At 69.0% G+C, this 16092-nt stretch carries 14 protein-coding genes and 1 pseudogene; 9 read left to right on the top strand and 6 right to left on the bottom strand.

Annotation, left to right across the window (positions count from 1 at the left end; genetic code table 11):
* Window positions 1–58: 58 nt before the first annotated feature.
* Window positions 59–979, bottom strand: a complete 921-nt coding sequence (locus tag HMPREF0321_RS02775) for an ABC transporter ATP-binding protein (protein ID WP_006943938.1) — start codon at window positions 977–979, stop codon at window positions 59–61.
* 161 nt (window positions 980–1140) lie between these two features.
* Here HMPREF0321_RS02775 and HMPREF0321_RS14640 point away from each other — a divergent pair, with 161 nt between their 5' ends.
* Complete coding sequence (locus HMPREF0321_RS14640; protein ID WP_006944036.1) at window positions 1141–2268, top strand: hypothetical protein; 1128 nt, start codon at window positions 1141–1143, stop codon at window positions 2266–2268.
* 88 nt (window positions 2269–2356) lie between these two features.
* On the opposite strand, the gene HMPREF0321_RS02765 is transcribed toward HMPREF0321_RS14640, so the two are convergent.
* Window positions 2357–3286 (bottom strand): bile acid:sodium symporter family protein, encoded by a 930-nt coding sequence (locus tag HMPREF0321_RS02765; RefSeq protein WP_083803181.1) that lies wholly within the window; start codon window positions 3284–3286, stop codon window positions 2357–2359.
* Window positions 3287–3609: 323 nt separating this feature from the next.
* Between HMPREF0321_RS02765 and HMPREF0321_RS02760 the strand changes: the two genes are divergently transcribed.
* A complete protein-coding gene (locus tag HMPREF0321_RS02760; RefSeq protein WP_006943986.1) occupies window positions 3610–4998 on the top strand; it encodes a nitrate/nitrite transporter in 1389 nt (462 codons plus the stop codon).
* Between the two features lie 38 nt (window positions 4999–5036).
* On the top strand, window positions 5037–6290 hold the full coding sequence (locus HMPREF0321_RS02755; protein WP_006944027.1) for a TerD family protein: 1254 nt from the start codon (window positions 5037–5039) through the stop codon (window positions 6288–6290).
* Window positions 6291–6326: 36 nt separating this feature from the next.
* Here HMPREF0321_RS02755 and HMPREF0321_RS02750 read toward each other — a convergent pair whose 3' ends face one another.
* Complete coding sequence (locus HMPREF0321_RS02750) at window positions 6327–7586, bottom strand: CapA family protein (protein ID WP_217490510.1); 1260 nt, start codon at window positions 7584–7586, stop codon at window positions 6327–6329.
* A 326-nt stretch (window positions 7587–7912) separates the two neighbouring features.
* A complete protein-coding gene (locus HMPREF0321_RS02745) occupies window positions 7913–8503 on the bottom strand; it encodes an inorganic diphosphatase (protein WP_006943947.1) in 591 nt (196 codons plus the stop codon).
* A gap of 126 nt (window positions 8504–8629) precedes the next feature.
* Here HMPREF0321_RS02745 and dacB point away from each other — a divergent pair, with 126 nt between their 5' ends.
* A complete protein-coding gene (gene dacB, locus HMPREF0321_RS02740; protein WP_006944031.1) occupies window positions 8630–10027 on the top strand; it encodes a D-alanyl-D-alanine carboxypeptidase/D-alanyl-D-alanine-endopeptidase in 1398 nt (465 codons plus the stop codon).
* 105 nt (window positions 10028–10132) lie between these two features.
* Here the strand turns inward: dacB and HMPREF0321_RS02735 are convergent, their stop codons facing one another.
* Together HMPREF0321_RS02735 and HMPREF0321_RS15900 are read right to left on the bottom strand one after the other, a co-directional pair.
* On the bottom strand, window positions 10133–10366 hold the full coding sequence (locus HMPREF0321_RS02735) for a CopG family transcriptional regulator (RefSeq protein WP_040014337.1): 234 nt from the start codon (window positions 10364–10366) through the stop codon (window positions 10133–10135).
* The gene (locus tag HMPREF0321_RS15900; protein ID WP_136788504.1) at window positions 10356–10595 is read right to left on the bottom strand and encodes a hypothetical protein; all 240 of its coding nucleotides are present in this window, start codon (window positions 10593–10595) and stop codon (window positions 10356–10358) included. The genes HMPREF0321_RS02735 and HMPREF0321_RS15900 overlap by 11 nt, the downstream gene beginning before the upstream one ends.
* A gap of 206 nt (window positions 10596–10801) precedes the next feature.
* Between HMPREF0321_RS15900 and HMPREF0321_RS16930 the strand changes: the two are divergent.
* The 5 genes and pseudogenes from HMPREF0321_RS16930 to ftsH form a co-directional block, all read left to right on the top strand.
* Window positions 10802–10975, top strand: a pseudogene (locus tag HMPREF0321_RS16930) (ferritin); the annotation flags it as partial.
* A 91-nt stretch (window positions 10976–11066) separates the two neighbouring features.
* Complete coding sequence (locus HMPREF0321_RS02725) at window positions 11067–12122, top strand: zinc-dependent metalloprotease (RefSeq protein ID WP_006944029.1); 1056 nt, start codon at window positions 11067–11069, stop codon at window positions 12120–12122.
* The gene (tilS, locus tag HMPREF0321_RS02720; RefSeq protein WP_006943953.1) at window positions 12119–13180 is read left to right on the top strand and encodes a tRNA lysidine(34) synthetase TilS; all 1062 of its coding nucleotides are present in this window, start codon (window positions 12119–12121) and stop codon (window positions 13178–13180) included. Before HMPREF0321_RS02725 ends, tilS begins: the two co-directional genes overlap by 4 nt.
* A gap of 73 nt (window positions 13181–13253) precedes the next feature.
* Window positions 13254–13805: a hypoxanthine phosphoribosyltransferase gene (gene hpt / locus HMPREF0321_RS02715; RefSeq protein ID WP_038571717.1), complete on the top strand. Its 552-nt coding sequence runs from the start codon at window positions 13254–13256 to the stop codon at window positions 13803–13805.
* 237 nt (window positions 13806–14042) lie between these two features.
* Window positions 14043–16091, top strand: coding sequence for an ATP-dependent zinc metalloprotease FtsH (gene ftsH, locus HMPREF0321_RS02710; protein WP_006944042.1), 2049 nt, complete (start codon window positions 14043–14045; stop codon window positions 16089–16091).
* The last annotated feature ends 1 nt before the right edge of the window (window position 16092 follow it).

The raw sequence follows: 16092 nt of genomic DNA, 5'->3' as shown, positions 1-16092 counted from the left end.
GTGAAGTGAGGAAGCGCGAGAGAGGGTGAGAACCCGAAGGGGTGAGGGGGAAAGGCCGTCAGCGGGACACGGTGGCGCGCGCTTCGGACGGCGAGGTCAGCTCGACGAAGGCGTCCTCGATGCCGCGCGAGGTGATGTCGAGGCTGTGCGCCGTTGTGCGCGTGAGGAGTTCGCGTGCGACGGCGTCGCTGTCACTCGTGTGGACGACGATCTGGTCGCCGTGGACGTCGACGCCCGAGACGCCCTCGATCGCCTCGACGAGGGCGATGTCCGCGTCGGGCCAGGCCGCGCTCACGAGTCGGCCACCGCCCGCTGCGCGGATGTCGCTGCTCGAGCCGTCGGCGACGATCTCGCCGTCCCGCATGACGACGACGCGGTCGGCCCACGCGTCGGCCTCCTCGAGGTAGTGGGTGGCGAACAGGATCGTTCGGCCGCGCGCGGCGTCGGCATGGATGGCCTCCCAGAAGGCCCGGCGGGCGTTGACGTCCATGCCTGTCGTCGGTTCGTCGAGCACGATGAGCGCGGGGTCGGGCACGAGCGCCATCGCGAACCGCACGCGCTGCTGTTCGCCCCCGGAGCACTTGCCGAGGCGCCGGTCGGCGAGGTCGGTGATGCCGGCGGTGGCGAGGACGTCGTCGACGGGCCGGGCGTCGGGGAACAAGGCGGCGACGTACTCGACGCTCTCGCGCACCGTCAGATCCTTGAGCAGTCCGCCGGTCTGCATGACGGCGGCGACGAGGCCACGCGCGACGGCCGCGTGCGGCGTCATGCCGAAGACGCTGACGCCGCCCGTCGTCGGTTCGCTCAGGCCGAGGACCATGTCGATCGTCGTCGTCTTGCCCGCACCGTTGGGGCCGAGGAACGCGACGACCTCGCCGGGCGCGATCTCGAGGTCGACCCCACGGACGGCCTCGACGCGCCCGTGCTTGCCGGGAAAGGTCTTCGTCACGCCGGTGAGGGTGATGGCTGCGTTGTTCATGCCTCCAGCCTCGTCGCGGTGGGCGGAGCGGGCCTCGGGCGGACGTCACGACCGCGCCATGACAAGTGTCACGAGTCGCCCCTCCGGTGGGGATCGACAGTCAGTACTGACCGTTCAGGGGCCACGCTCCGCCGCGCCAGGACGCATGACAGAGTGAAGGCATGCCCAGTTCGCCGACGAAACCGACGCGTAGCCCTGTGACGAAGGCGGGCGCGGGCACCGCTGTCGGCTGGATGAGTGTCGCCGCCGTCATCACGATCCTCATGACGCGCGGGTACCTGCTCGCGACGGGCTACCCCCAGGTCGGCGGCGAGATCTTCCACATCGCACACGCCGTGTGGGGTGGGTTGCTGCTCATGATCGCGTTGACGCTTGTGCTGTCCCTGGCCAATCGGTGGGCGACGGCGTTCGCCTCGATCGCGGGTGGCATCGGCGTCGGGTTGTTCGTCGACGAGATCGGCAAGTTCATCACGAAGGACAACGACTACTTCTTCCCTCTCGCCGCGCCCCTGTGCTACGCGATTCTCGCGGCGCTCGGGGTGGCCGCGATGCGGGTGGGCTCGCAACGGCCGCCCCACGCTCGCAATCACCTCTACGCCGCGCTCGAACTCATGAAACCGGCGGCTGACGGGCCGCTCACGCGCAGCCAGGTCGAGACGATCGAGGGTCACCTCGACGCCGTCAGGCGCGACGAGCCGACGGGGCAGGAGCGCGCCATCGCCGAGGGGCTGGCGCAGGCTCTCGACGTGGCGCGAAGCCAGGCCGTCCCCGATGACGAGCGTCGCGTCGGGCGGATGATGGAGCGTCTCGACGCGGTCGAGGAGCGGCTGCTGCCGCCGAGCCGTCAGCGCAAGCTGAGCCGTCTCGCGCTGGGCGTGCTCGCTGTCGTCGGTGTCTTCGCCGGTCCGGGCGTGTTCGTCTACTCGCTGTGGCAGGCCTACGGCCCGGACGCCGTCAGCGGCCACAACAGTCTCCTCGGCGACCACCCGGGCAAGGTCGCGTGGACGGCCGCGAGCGTCGCCGCGCTCATCGGCACCGTCGCCGCGTTCTTCGCCTGGCGAGCGGTGAAACGACTCGGTGACGACAGCAGCAGCCTCGCCGACGGCGCCCGCTGGGGCATCGCGGCGCTGTTGCTCATGCTCGGCGGCGTCAATCTGCTCAACGCCTACTTCAACCAGTTCCTCGTCTTCATCAATGCCTGCCTCGAGGCGGGCGTCGTCGGGCTGCTCGCCCGCGTGAAGAGCCGCGCCGACAAAGCCGCGAAGACGTTGGGGCACGACCACTCCTGACGGCGGCCGGACTCCGTGGTCGCGCGCTTGCACGCACGAACAGAGACGGTTGGACGCACTTGCCCGACACGCCCGCGGGCTGACGGTGTCAGCCCCGTGACGGCTCGCGTTCGCCGACCGGCTGGCGCGCGAACCACGCCGCGAGGATGGCGCCCGAGACGTTGTGCCACACCGAGAACACTGCCGACGGCAGCGCGGCCAGCGGCGAGAAGTGCACCTTGGCCAGCGTCGCGGCGAGGCCGGAGTTCTGCATGCCGACCTCGAACGCGAGCGCGCGGCGCGCCTTCACGTCGAGCCCGGCGAACCGGGCCGCGATGTAGCCGAGCAGCAGCCCGAAACCGTTGTGCAGCACGACGGCGAGGAAGACGATGCCGCCGACCTTCGCGAGCTTTCCGGCGCTGCCGGCCACGACGATCGCGACGATCCACGCGATGACGAACGCGCTGATCCACGGCAGCGCGGGCGCGATGGCGCGTACGCCCTTGTCACGGATGATGAGCCTGACGACGACGCCGAGCACGATCGGCACGAGCACCGTCTTGACGATGTCGACCATCATCGACCCCGCATCGACGTGCAGGTACGACCCGGCGAGGAACGCCGTCAGCAGGGGTGTGACGACGGGAGCGACGAGCGTCGAGACCGTCGCGACGGAGACGCCGAGGGCGACGTCTCCCTTCGACAGGAACGTCATGACGTTCGACGCCGTCCCGCTCGGCGCGCAGCCGACGAGGATGTGCCCGACGGCGAGCTCGGGGGAGAGGTTGAGTGCGTGCGCGATGATCCAGCCCGCTCCCGGCATGATGACGTAGTGCGCGGCCAGCCCGATGAGCACGGCCCACGGGCGGCGCAGGACGGCGGCGAAATCGCGCGGCGTCAGCGTCAGCCCCATCGTGAACATGACGACGCCGAGCAGGTACGGCACCCACGACGCGTGTGACGTGAACGTCGACGGGCTGTTGTACCCCCACAACCCGGCGATGACGACGACGATCGGCAGCACCGTCACCGCGATCATGGCGGCGCGACGCTGCGCGGGCGTCTCGACGGCGTCGGCGCCGCTCGTCGAGTGGGTGGTCGCTGAGCCCGTGGTCACCGAGTCGGTGGTCGCGGGAGTGGGGTGCTGCTCGTTCGTCACATTCGTCAGAGTAGAGGCGGGCACCGACAGCAGTTGGCGATGTTCACGCAGCGGGTCCAGCCGTACCGACGATGCGAGGTGGGAGGGGCGCGAAAAGCGTTGCCGTCGGGGCCCGCTCAGAGCGTCGTGGCTGCGGCGGGGTCGCTCGCATGCGTAGAAGCGTCGGAGAGCAACATCGAGAACCGAACTAAACTGGCGTCACCATGACGTCCCACACCGCCGCGCCCGTTGACACGCCCACCTCGAAACTTGTCGCCCCGCTCGGTGGGCGACGCGCCTGGGCGATCTGGACCGCGGCGGTGAGCGTCTACGTCCTCGCCGTGTTCCACCGCACGTCGCTCGGCGTCGCGGGCATCCTCGCGGCGCAGCGCTTCGGGATCTCGAGCGGACAACTCGCGACGTTCGCGATGGTGCAGTTGCTCGTCTACGCCGTCATGCAGGTGCCCGTCGGCGCGATGCTCGACCAGTTCGGTTCGAAGAAGCTGCTGGCCGCCGGCACGCTGACGATGACGCTCGGGCAGGCGTGGTTCGCGTTCGCGTCGACGTTCGCGCAGGGCATCGGCGCGCGCGTCCTCGTCGGCATGGGCGACGCGATGATCTTCGTGTGCGTCCTGCGCATCGCGGCGTTGTGGTTTCCGGTGCGACGCGCGCCGATGGTCACGCAGATCACCGGGTTCGCCGGCCAGCTCGGCTCGCTCCTCGCGGCAGGGCCACTCGCCGTCAGCCTGCACAGCCTCGGGTGGCGCACGACGTACCTCGGCGCGGCGGCGTTCGGCGTCGTCCTCGGCGTCGTCATGTGGTTCGTCGTCATCGACTCGCCGACGCACGACGAGCGCCGCGACTCGATCCGCCTGCGCGCCGTCGGGCAGAAACTCGCGCAGGTGTGGCGCGAGCCCGGCACGAAGCTCGGCCTGTGGGCGCACTTCACCGCGCAGTTCTCGATGAACGTGTTCATGCTGCTGTGGGGTTTCCCGTTCCTGACGAAGGGGCAGGGCCTGTCCGAGGGCGCCGCCAGCACGCTGCTCAGCATCATGGTCGTGACGATCATCGTCACGAGCCCACTCATGGGCACGTTCACCGCCCGCTTCCCGCACCGACGCTCCGTCGCCGTGTTCGCCGTCGTTCTCACCGTCATCACGCTGTGGACGATCGTGCTGCTGTGGCCCGGCCGTGCACCGCTGTGGTTGCTCGTGCTCCTGTGCATCGCAATGGCGTTCGGCGGACCAGGCTCGATGGTCGGCTTCGACGTCGCCCGCTCGTTCAACCCCGCCGCACGCATCGGCAGCGCCAACGGCATCGTCAACGTCGGCGGCTACGTCGCGTCCGTGACGTGCATCGTCCTCATCGGCCTCGTGCTCGACCACGTCGCCCCCGGCGGCCCGGCGACGTACGACGTCGAGGCGTTCCGCAAGGCGATGAGTGTGCAGTACCTCGTGTGGGCACTGGGCCTGGCGATGATGTGGCACTACCGCCGCCGCACCCACGACGTCGTCCTCGCCGACGACGACTACGCGCACCTGCGCGCGGGCGTCTCCCGCCGCCGCACCGAGCGCGCCGGGGCGGCCGAACACCGAGGTGCTACCCGCGCGTAAGCCCCTCCGCCGTCGCGAGCCTGTGCCAGGGTGGCGGAATGAACGAGTTGAGCAAGGGAGCCAACGCGCCCCTCGGCGGCACCGGCCTCGCCATCACGGTCGTCGGCACCCAGCCGGGCACGGTCGACCTCATGGTGCTGCAACTGACCGCAGACGGGGTCGTGCGCACCGACGACGACTTCGTCTTCTACAACCAGCCCCGCTCACCCGAGGGCGCGGTGCGTCTCGATGGTGGTGACATCACCGTCGACCTGTCCGCACTCCCGCCGCAGACCGAACGTCTCGCGGTCGCCGTCGCGATGGACGACGCGGCGCCGGGCTCGCTCGCCTCGTCCCCGCAGCTCGCCGTCACGATCGACACGCACGGTGAGCGATACGCCGTCACCGCAACCGGATTCACGAGCGAGCGCGCGGCGGTGCTCGTCGAGATCTACCTGCGAGGCGGCGCCTGGAAGGTGCGCAACGTCTCCGCAGGATGGGACGGCGGGCTGCCCGCGCTCCTGCGCGAGCACGGCGTGAGCGTCGAGAACGACACGCCTCAGACGCCCCTCGCGGCCGCCTCGACAGCTGGACCGCTCCCCGCCACGCCTCCTGTTGCTGCGCCTCCTGTTGCTGCGCCGACGCCGCCGTCGAGCGGCCCGGTCGATCTCGGCAAGCGCACGGGGGCGATCAGCCTGACGAAGGGGCAGCGTGTCTCGATCGAGAAGTCGCCCGTCATCACGGCTCGCATCGAGTGGCCGGCCGCCACCGACTACGACGTCTTCGCTCTCGTGCGCTACGCCGACGGCCACGACGAGACGGTCGCGACGTTCGGGACCAAGGAGCAGCCCCATGCCACGCAGCGCTCCTCGGACGGCGCCGTCACGCATCTCGGCGACGTCGGACGAGCACGGACGGCACGCACCGGTGGGGGACTGTTCGGCCGCAAGAAGCAGAGCCCGCCTGCGCCGATGACGAGTGAGACGATCGAGATCCGTCTCAACCCGAAGGTCGTGGCGGTGCTGCCCGTCGTGTACTCGGCGCAATCGAACGGCACGGGGTCGTTTCGCCGCTACCAGGTGTCCATGTCGATCGACAACGGCGCCGGCACGAGTGTCCGCATCGACGCGAGCAACGCGAGCGATCACGACAACATCTACACCTGCGTTCCGGGGATCGTCGTCAACAGCCCCGACGGGGTGATCGTCGACTCGCTCGAGTTGTACTCCGCGCCGACCTCGGAACTGCGCCCCGTCCTCGACGACCACCTCACCGTGCACATGGACGCCGGGGGGCTCAACCTCTACAAGTGAGAGTGGAGCGCTCGCTCAGCTGGGCGACACGTCGAGTCAGCTCGCGGGGGTGGCGTCGCACTTGCTGCCAAGCTGCGTCATCGCAGCCTTGACACGGCCGTAGGCGTCGGCGTTCTTCGTCGGCGTCGCGAGTTCGATGACGTGCCCGGCGAGGTTGACGTGCGTCGGCTGGTAGGTGAGCTGCTGCGTCACCTTGCCGTCGTCACCCTTCGTCAGCTTCACGTCGACGATCATGCCGTCCTGCGTCGACGGTTTGAGGCTCGAATTGACGCTCGGACCCTGGTTGCTCAGGAAGTTGCCCATGCCGTAGACGACGTACTTGCCGTTGATCTTCTCGCACGACTGCGGCACGTGGACATGCGTGCCGAGGATCGTGTCGACGTCGTCGCTCGCGAGCAGTTTCGCTGCGAGTTCGCGTTGCTCGGTGGAGGCCGGGATGCTGTACTCCTTGCCCCAGTGCATGCTGAGGACGACGACGTCCGCGCCCGCAGCCTTCGCCTTCTTCGCGTCGGCCAGGATGCCCTCGGCGGTGACGACGGGGAACTGCCAGTACTTGAGCCACGGCCACTGCGCCGGCACGTGCGTGTTCGATGCGGCCTCGTTGCCGGTCGTGTACGAGTACGCGAGCTGCGCGACCTTGACGCCCTTGACGTCGTACATCACGGCGCTCTGGCCGGTGCTCGGCGTCGACGTCGGCCCCTGGTTCTTCAGGCCCGCGTCGTCGAGCGATTTCTTCGTCTCGCCGACGCCCTGGATGCCGCGGTCGATGACGTGGTTGCCGACGCGGTCGCAGCCGTCGAACCCGGCACGCTTCAACGATCCGGCGACCTCGTGCGGGACGTTGAAGCTGAGCGTCGCGGGGATGGAAAGGTTCGTGTTCGTCGTCGACAGCGGCGTCTCCATGTGGCAGATCGCGAGATCGAGCGCGCTGATCGGCTTGGTGACGTTGGCGAACATCGGGTCGAAGTCGTAGCCCTTCGCGCCCCTCGCCGCCGCATTGTGCGCGGCGTCGTCGCGCACGGGCACGTGGACGAGGATGTCGCCCGAACCACCGATGTCGATGCTCTTGCCGGCCGCGAGACCCGGCGCGCTCGACGAGCCGGGTTGCGCCGACGACGCGCCCGAGGCGTCCTGAGAACCGCTGGACCCTGACGCGCCTGACGACCCGGCGCCTGACGACCCGCCGCTCTTCGATCCGTCGTCGTTCGATGAGCATGCCGCCGCGCTCAACGTCATGGCCACCGCGAACACTGTCGCGGCCTTCCGCATGCCGTGGTTCCTCGTCCCCTGGTTCATGTGCCAACAGTAGACGGGGTATTGACCGCCGCAGCAGCGATTGAAGGCGTTCCGGTGATGCAGCACTCTCGTGCCTCCGCAGGTCGCGCAGACCCGCCTGTGCCCCTGCGATTCATGTCCACATCGGCGAACGGCGTCCACCTTCGCCATCTACGTCCACATCGGCGATCTACGTCCACATTCGCGCAGGTTGGTTGACGCTGCCGAAACCACGTCGGATCTCATCTCGCATCGTCAACCCCACCCAACAGCCAGAACGCGCCGCAGCCCCCGTCCGAACTCGGACGGGGGCTGCGGCGTCGCTGAGCGTGACGCTCAGGGGTGGGTCACTTCGTCGGCTTCTCGGCCTGGGAGTCGCCGGGTGCCTTGTCGATGGAGCGCTCGGTCTCGTGGGCGTCGTGGCCCGGCATCGCCCAGCGCGCCGTCGTCATGCCCTCGGCCTTGGCGCGCTCGAGCGCTTCCTCGACGGTCTTCTGCGCGGCCGCGGCGTCGACCCAGTGCGAGCCCTCTTCGACGGACTTGCCCGGCTCGAGCGCCTTGTACGTCTCGAAGAAGTGCGACATCTCCTTGAGCGTGAAGTCGGAGACGTCCTTGATGTCCGTCACGTGATCCTGACGCGGGTCGCCGGCGGGGATGCACAGGATCTTGTCGTCGCCGCCGGCCTCGTCGACCATGCGGAAGACACCGATGGCGCGGGCGCGCACGACGCAGCCGGGGAACGTCGGCTCGTCGATGAGCAGCAGCGCATCCAGCGGGTCGCCGTCCTCACCGAGGGTGTCCTCGATGTAGCCGTAGTCGGCCGGGTAGTGCATCGCGGTGAACAGGATGCGGTCGAGGCGGATGCGGCCCGTCTCGTGGTCGACCTCGTACTTGTTGCGTGTGCCGCGCGGGATCTCGATGGTGACGTCGAACTCCATGGTTCGTGCCCTCCGGATAGCTGGTGTAATGGTCGTTCCTTAGTGTTCCGTACCGGGGCGCGGATGAAAAACTCGTCATCGACGTGCGATGGCGCGGCAGCAGGACGCGATGAAGGTGGTGCCCCGATGAAGAAGCCGACGTGGGCCCTCAGCGGTGCGCTCGTGGCGGCGCTCGCGGGGTACGGCGCCCTCGATGCCTACGACGTGGTGCCGGGCGTCCTGACGCTCGCGCCGACGAACACTCCCAAGGCCGTGACGGTCGAGGGCAAGACGTATGAGCCGTTGCAGAAGGCCGCGTCGGCGCCGTTGCCGTCGGCGAGCGTCGGGGCCGCGCCGAGCGCGAACGAGGTGAAGAAGTCGGTCGAGGCGTCGCTCAAGAACCCGTGGTTCGGTTCGCCGACGGCGGTGACGGTACGCGATGCGTCGACGGGAACCGTTCTCTACGAACACGATTCGAGCAAGGCGACGACGCCGGCGTCGGTGACGAAGCTCGCGAGTGCGTTCGCGATCGCCCATAGCGAACTCGACCTCGACAAGGGACTGACGACGCGGGCGACGCTCGAGGGCAGCACCGTCGAGCTCGTCGCCGGCGGTGACATGACCCTCGCCGAGGGGGCGGGCGATGCGACGAAGGTCGCCGGTCGCGCCGGCCTCGGCGACCTCGCGGCGCAGAGCGCGGCGGCGCTCAAGAAGCAGGGCATCACGAAGGTCACCGTCGACACGAACACCTCGTACGCGCCCGGGCCGAACAAGGCGAAGGGGTGGGAGGACGCGCTGTTCGACTACGGTTTCACGGCGCGCATCACGACGTTGGCGCTCGCCTCCGAGCGCGCCGACAACCGCACCCCGGCCGTCGCCGACCCGACGAAGGACGCCGCGCAGGCATTCGTCAAGGAACTCGGCAAGCGCGGTATCACGGCGACGTACGGCAAGAACGTGACGACGCCGGTGGCGGGGCAGCAGCTCGGGTCGGTGACGTCGGCGCCGGTGCTCGACCTGCTCGGGCTCGCCTTGCAGGATTCGGACAACTCGATGGTTGAGTCCCTCGCCCGTCAGGCTGCGGCGCTCGACGGCGTGCACGGCGATTCGGCCGCGGCGGGCACGTGGGTGACGTCGGTGCTCAAGCGTGAGGGCGTCGACGTCAGCGGCGTCAAGCTCGTCGACACGAGCGGTTTGTCGTCGGGCACGACGCTGCCGGTGCGGGTGCTCGGCGACGTGCTGACGCGCGCATCGACGGGCAAGGATGCGACGTATGCGCGCGTCATCGAACGGTTGCCGGTCTCGGCGTGGAACGGCACCCTGCACGATCGATACATGCGCGCCGAGTCGCAGGACGGCGCCGGTCTCGTGCGGGCGAAGACCGGGTCGTTGCCTGACGCGTCATCCCTCGCGGGCCTGGCAACGACGAAGAACGGCCACCCGCTCGTGTTCGCCGTGACGACGAACGGCACGTTCTCCGACGGCGCCATCGGCGCCAAGACAGCCGTTGATCACCTCGTCGCCGAGCTGACGAAGCTGCCCTGAACTCAGCATGTGTTGACGCTCGGCAGCATGCGTTGTCGAATCGCCGGCCGTCGCGTCGCCGCTCATGTTGACCGTGGATTCAGGCTGCCAGAACGGACGCACCGCTCAGGCGCTTCGGCGCAGTTCGTGCTCGACGGCCCGGCGGATCCAAGCCGAGACCGACCGATCGTCAGCTCGAGCGGCGCTCTTGACCTCTTCGAGCAGCTCGGGCGGGAAGCGGACCGGAACGGGTGTGCTCAGCCGTTCCTTCCGCCGACGAGGCGTGCCTTGGGGCTGCTGGTTGGCTGCGTCGGCATAGAAGTCGTATTTCTGCTGCGCGCTCATGGGTTCAGACGTCATGACGGTCCTTCCGGTAGGTCGCGGCCAACGCTGACGAGGCGACGTAGCACCCGATGGGGCGGCACCTCGACGGGTCGCCCGAACGAGATGGCGCCAGCGCCACCATGAGCACCTCTCCGGTCACCTCGGCCATCATCGGCACCGCCCTCGGCATCGGTCGCCATGCCGCGCAGCAGTGCTTCGCCTCATAGGCGACGACCCTGACGCTCACAGTGACTTCGGCGGGCATCGTGCTCGCCGTTGGCCGCTGTTCTTGCTGCCACGGTGCAACAGCTCTCACCGAACAACCTCGACGCAGAGGTGCTCGTGACTGCGACGGACGTCGCCTCTCCACGGGATCTCATGCCCTACCGCTGGCCCGTCGACTGACCTCGGTGCGCGAACCGTGCTGGGGCATCACGCGATGGAGTCGGTCGAGGGTGGCGGGCTCACATCGGCGACCTCGACTCCCGTCCGCTGCTCAGCTGGTTCCTGTCCGAGCAGATCGAGGAAGAAGCCACCGTCTCGCAGATCGTCGGGCGTCTGAAGTTCACCGACAGCGACGGTCCCGGCCTGTTCCGTCTCGACGCCGAACTCGGCGCCCGCCCCGTCAAGACGACGGAGGTCTGAGCGTGCCGCCCCGTCGTGGGCTCTCGGACTCGACGCCGGGCGATTCGCGACCGTCAAGGGGCTGTCGGCGCTGCGCGGTAGCGTGAGCAGCATGGGTGAACCGAGCTACATCGACTGGCGTTTCGCCGCGACGACGGGCAAGAAACTGCATCGTGGCGGCCCGCGCCTCAGTGCTGCCGAGGCGAGCGACGCCGTCGCCGAACTGCGTGACGCCGCCTGCCGCGCCCACGATCCAGTCGCGCAGACGGCGCAGCTCGTCACGCCCGACGACATCGGCGCGGTGCGCGTCGTCGACCGCAGCGCGTGGGTCGACGTCAACATCGCCTCCCTCGACGGGATGATCGCGCCCGTCGTCGACAAGATCACCGCCAAACGCGCCGCCGGGCCGGTCGCGCGCGCCATCACCGCCAAGGTGAGCGGGGGAGAGGTCGGCGGGCTCATGGCGTTCATGTCGGGCAAGGTGCTCGGTCAGTACGACATCGCACCCGGCGGCACGCCGTCGCTCCTGCTCGTGGCGCCCAACATCGTCCAGGTCGAACGCGAACTCGACGTCGACCCGCACGACTTCCGCCTCTGGGTGTGCCTGCACGAAGAAGCGCACCGCGTGCAGTTCACCGCCGTGCCCTGGCTACGCGAGCACGTCGTCTGCGCCGCCCGAGACCTGCTGGTCGACATGGCGCCGACGCCCGAGGAGATGGCGACACGCGTCGGCGAGATCGCCAAACGTGTGCCCGAGGCGTTCAAGGAGGGCTCGATGGGGCTGAGCGACATCTTCGCCACCCCCGAACAACGCACGCGCATGGCCGATCTCGCCGCCGTCATGTCCCTGCTCGAAGGCCACGCCGACGTCGTCATGGACGACGTAGGCCCGCAGATCGTGCCGAGCGTCGAGACGATCCGCGCCCGCTTCGGCGACCGCCGCGCCGGTCTCGGCAACATCGACAAGCTGCTGCGACGCCTCATGGGCCTCGAGGCCAAGATGCGCCAGTACCGTGACGGCGCAGCGTTCGTGCGCGGCGTGCAGGAAAAGGTGGGAATCGACGGTTTCAACGCCGTCTGGGCCGCCCCCGAGAACCTGCCGACGCCCGCCGAGATCCAGCGCCCTCAGCTGTGGGTCGAACGCATCCACGGGTCGCTGTTCCGATGAGTGGCCCGCACCCCAGCGTCGCTCTGACGCGCCTCGCCGTCCGCACCGCGCTGCAGCGCACGTTCTCGAGTGATGCCGCGGGTGAGCGGCGCGTCGTCGCCGGCGTCAGCGGGGGAGCCGACTCCATGGCGCTCGCCGCGGCCCTCGCGTTCGAGGCGCCGAAGCAGGGCGTCGCGGTCGACGTCGTCATCGTCGACCACGGGCTGCAAGCGGGCTCGGCGGACGTCGCCGAACGCGCGCGCCGCGCCTGCGTCGACCAGCTCGGCTTCGCGGACGACGACGTGCGCACCGTCGCCGTCATCGTCGACGCGGACGCGCCGGAAGGGCTCGAAGCGGCGGCCCGCGCGGCCCGTCGTCGAGCGCTGTTCGACGTCGCGGACGCAGTGGGCGCGGCGCGCGCCGTACTCGCGCACACGGCCGACGACCAGGCCGAACAGGTGCTGCTCGGCCTCATGCGCGGCAGCGGCACCCGAGCGCTCGCCGGCATGCGCGCCGACCGTGCGCGCCTGCTGCGACCGTTCCTGCTCGGCCCCGAGATCGTGCCAGGTGGGCCGGTGCGGCGCGTCGACACCGAGCTCGCCTGCGAAGCGCTCGGCCTCGAACCATGGCACGACCCGCACAACGACGACCCGGCCTTCAGCCGGGTGCGCGCGCGCCACACCCTCGCGGCACTCGAACGTGAACTCGCGGCACCGACACTGCGCCGCAGCCTGTTCCGCACGGCAGCGGCCGCCGGCCGCGACGCCGACCTGCTCGACCGCCTCGCCGACGAGGCGCTCGCACGCTCCGCGGGCACCGACGACGCCCGAGCCTGGCCCGCGACGTGGAGTGTCGAGGCGCTGGCCGGGCTCGACCCGGCGCTGCGCATCCGCGCGCTGCGCCGCCTCCTCGTCCTGCACGGCGCCCGCGACGCCGAACTGTCGAGCGGGCACCTGTTCGACGTCGAACGGCTGCTCGTCGCCTGGTCGGGGCAGGGGCCGATCGACGTCCCGGGTAGCGTTGAGGTTCGACGCGTCGGGGGCGAGATGACCATCAGCCCACGCCGCAAGGGAGAATGACGTGGACGGCCGCCCGCGAGCACGCGCGGTGGCGAGCGCCGGCAAGACCGGCAGAGACGACGAGGAGCCGGTGATGGACTCTTCCCAGATGGGAAACGACCTCGAGAACGTGTTGTTCACCGAGGCACAGATTCACGCGAAGCTCGAAGAGCTCGCTGCGCAGATCTGGCGTGACTACGAGGGCAAGGACGTGCTGCTCGTCGGCGTGCTCAAGGGCGCAATCCTCGTCATGGCCGACCTCATGCGAGCGCTGCCGGGCTCGGTGCCGATGGACTGGATGGCCGTCAGTTCCTACGGCTCGGGGACGAAGAGCTCCGGCGTCGTGCGCATCCTCAAGGATCTCGACGCCGACATCTCCGGCCGCCACGTCCTCATCGTCGAGGACATCATCGACTCCGGCCTGACGCTGAGCTGGATCCGCAGCAACCTCGAGTCGCGCAACCCCGCGTCGGTCGAGATCTGCACGCTGCTGCGCAAGCCGGAGGCTGCGAAGGTCGAGATCGACTGCAAGTACGTCGGATTCGACATCCCCAACTCCTTCGTCGTCGGCTACGGGCTCGACTTCGACGAGAAGTTCCGCAACCTGCGCGACATCGGCACGCTCGCGCCGCACGTGTACTCCTGATCGAGCGTCCTCGCGGCGCTGACGCCGGCGTCGCCACCGGCCGCGCCGGACGACGCACGGTTGCGCTGTGCGCGAACCCGCGGCGCAGCGGCGCGTTCAGTGGGTCACACTGTCCTATCGAGACGCATCTGCTGTCGTCGCGCGCAGGGAGCGGGAACATCGCCGCCGCGCCGCGCGTTGGCGGTTTGTTGACTGGCACTTCTTCGATGAGAGGGTCGGGGCTCGCCCCGCAAACAGATGAACGCTAAGAAAATCATGCGCACGCCGGGCCTGTACGTGGTCCTCGCGCTCGCCGTGGCTCTGCTGTTCTACATGTTCAGCAACATCGGCGGGTATTCGCGCATCGACACCTCGCAGGCCATTTCCCTCATCAACGCCGAAAAGGTCGAGAGTGCGAAGGTCACGCCCGACAGCGTCAGTCTGACGCTGAAGGACAAGCAGGACATCGGCAAGCTCAAGGACGTCAAGCGCGTCGAGGCCGACTACGTCGACGCGCGCGGCAAGCAGGTCGTCGACTCCCTGAGCGCGCACACGCCCCCGAAGGGATACACGGACGACCCGCAGCGTCAGGGCATCTTCGTCACCCTACTGATGAACATCCTGCCGATCCTGCTGCTCGTCGGTCTGTTCTGGTTCCTCATGAGCCAGGCCCAGGGCGGCGGTTCGAAGGTCATGCAGTTCGGCAAGTCGAAGGCGAAGCTGCACAGCAAGGACATGCCGACGACGAAGTTCAGCGACGTCGCGGGCGCCGACGAGGCAGTCGAGGAACTCAAGGAGATCAAGGACTTCCTCGCCGACCCCGAGAAGTACGAGAAGATCGGCGCCAAGATCCCCAAGGGCGTGCTGCTGTACGGCCCGCCCGGCACGGGCAAGACGCTGCTCGCACGCGCCGTCGCCGGCGAGGCGAACGTGCCGTTCTACACGATCTCAGGTTCTGACTTCGTCGAGATGTTCGTCGGTGTTGGTGCGAGCCGTGTGCGTGACCTGTTCGCGCAGGCCAAGGAGAACAGCCCCGCCATCATCTTCGTCGACGAGATCGACGCCGTCGGCCGCCACCGCGGCGCCGGCCTGGGCGGAGGCCACGACGAGCGTGAGCAGACGCTCAACCAGCTCCTCGTCGAGATGGACGGCTTCGACGACCGCACGCGCGTCATCCTGATCGCGGCGACCAACCGCCCCGACATCCTCGATCCGGCACTGCTGCGTCCCGGCCGTTTCGACCGTCAGATCGCGGTGGAGGCGCCCGACATGGGCGGCCGCCACCACATCCTGCAGGTGCACGCCCAGGGCAAGCCGATGGCGAAGGACGTCGACCTCATGTCGGTCGCGCGCCGCACACCGGGCTTCTCCGGCGCCGAGCTCGAGAACGTGCTCAACGAGGCTGCGCTGCTCACCGCGCGCACCAACGGCACGATCATCACGAACGAGGCCCTCGACGAGGCGATCGACCGCGTCATGGCCGGCCCGCAGAAGAAGTCGCGCCCGATGAGCGCGAAGGAGCGCAAGGTCACCGCGTACCACGAGGGTGGCCACGCCCTCGTCGCCGCCGCGATGAACAACACCGACCCGGTCAGCAAGATCACGATCCTGCCGCGCGGGCGCGCGCTGGGCTACACGATGGTGCTGCCGACCGACGACAAGTACTCGACGACGCGCAACGAACTGCTCGACCAGCTCGCGTACGCCCTCGGCGGCCGTGTCGCCGAAGAGATGGTGTTCCACGACCCGAGCACCGGTGCGAGCAACGACATCGAGAAGGCCACCGACATCGCCCGCAAGATGGTGACGCAGTTCGGCATGAGCGAGAACGTCGGCGCCGTGCACCTCGGCAACTCCGGCGGCGAGGTCTTCCTCGGCCGCGACATGGGCGGCAACAACCGCGAGTACTCCGAGCAGGTCGCCGCGATGGTCGACGTCGAGGTCCGCAAGCTCATCGAGGGCGCACACGACGAGGCCTGGCGCGCGCTCAACAACAACCGCGACATCCTCGACGCCCTCGTGCTCGAACTGCTCGAGAAGGAGACCCTCGACGCGCCGCGCCTGGCTGAGATCTTCTCCGCCGTGCGCAAGGAGCCGGTGCGTGAGGTGTGGCTCTCGAGCGAACAGCGCCACGTCAGCACGCGCGGCCCGGTCATGACGCCCGCCGAACAGCGCGCTATCGACCTCGGCAAGAACCCGCACGCCGACGAGCGTCCCGACGGCGAGATCAGCCTCTACCCGCCGCAGCCGCCGGCCGGCCCTGGCCTGCAGGGCCCCAGCGACGTCGGGCCTGGCCTGGGTGACTGAG

Origin of the sequence: Dermacoccus sp. Ellin185 (genome assembly GCF_000152185.1) — a bacterium.
Classification (GTDB): domain Bacteria; phylum Actinomycetota; class Actinomycetes; order Actinomycetales; family Dermatophilaceae; genus Dermacoccus; species Dermacoccus nishinomiyaensis.
This window is presented reverse-complemented; position numbering and strand designations above follow the sequence as displayed.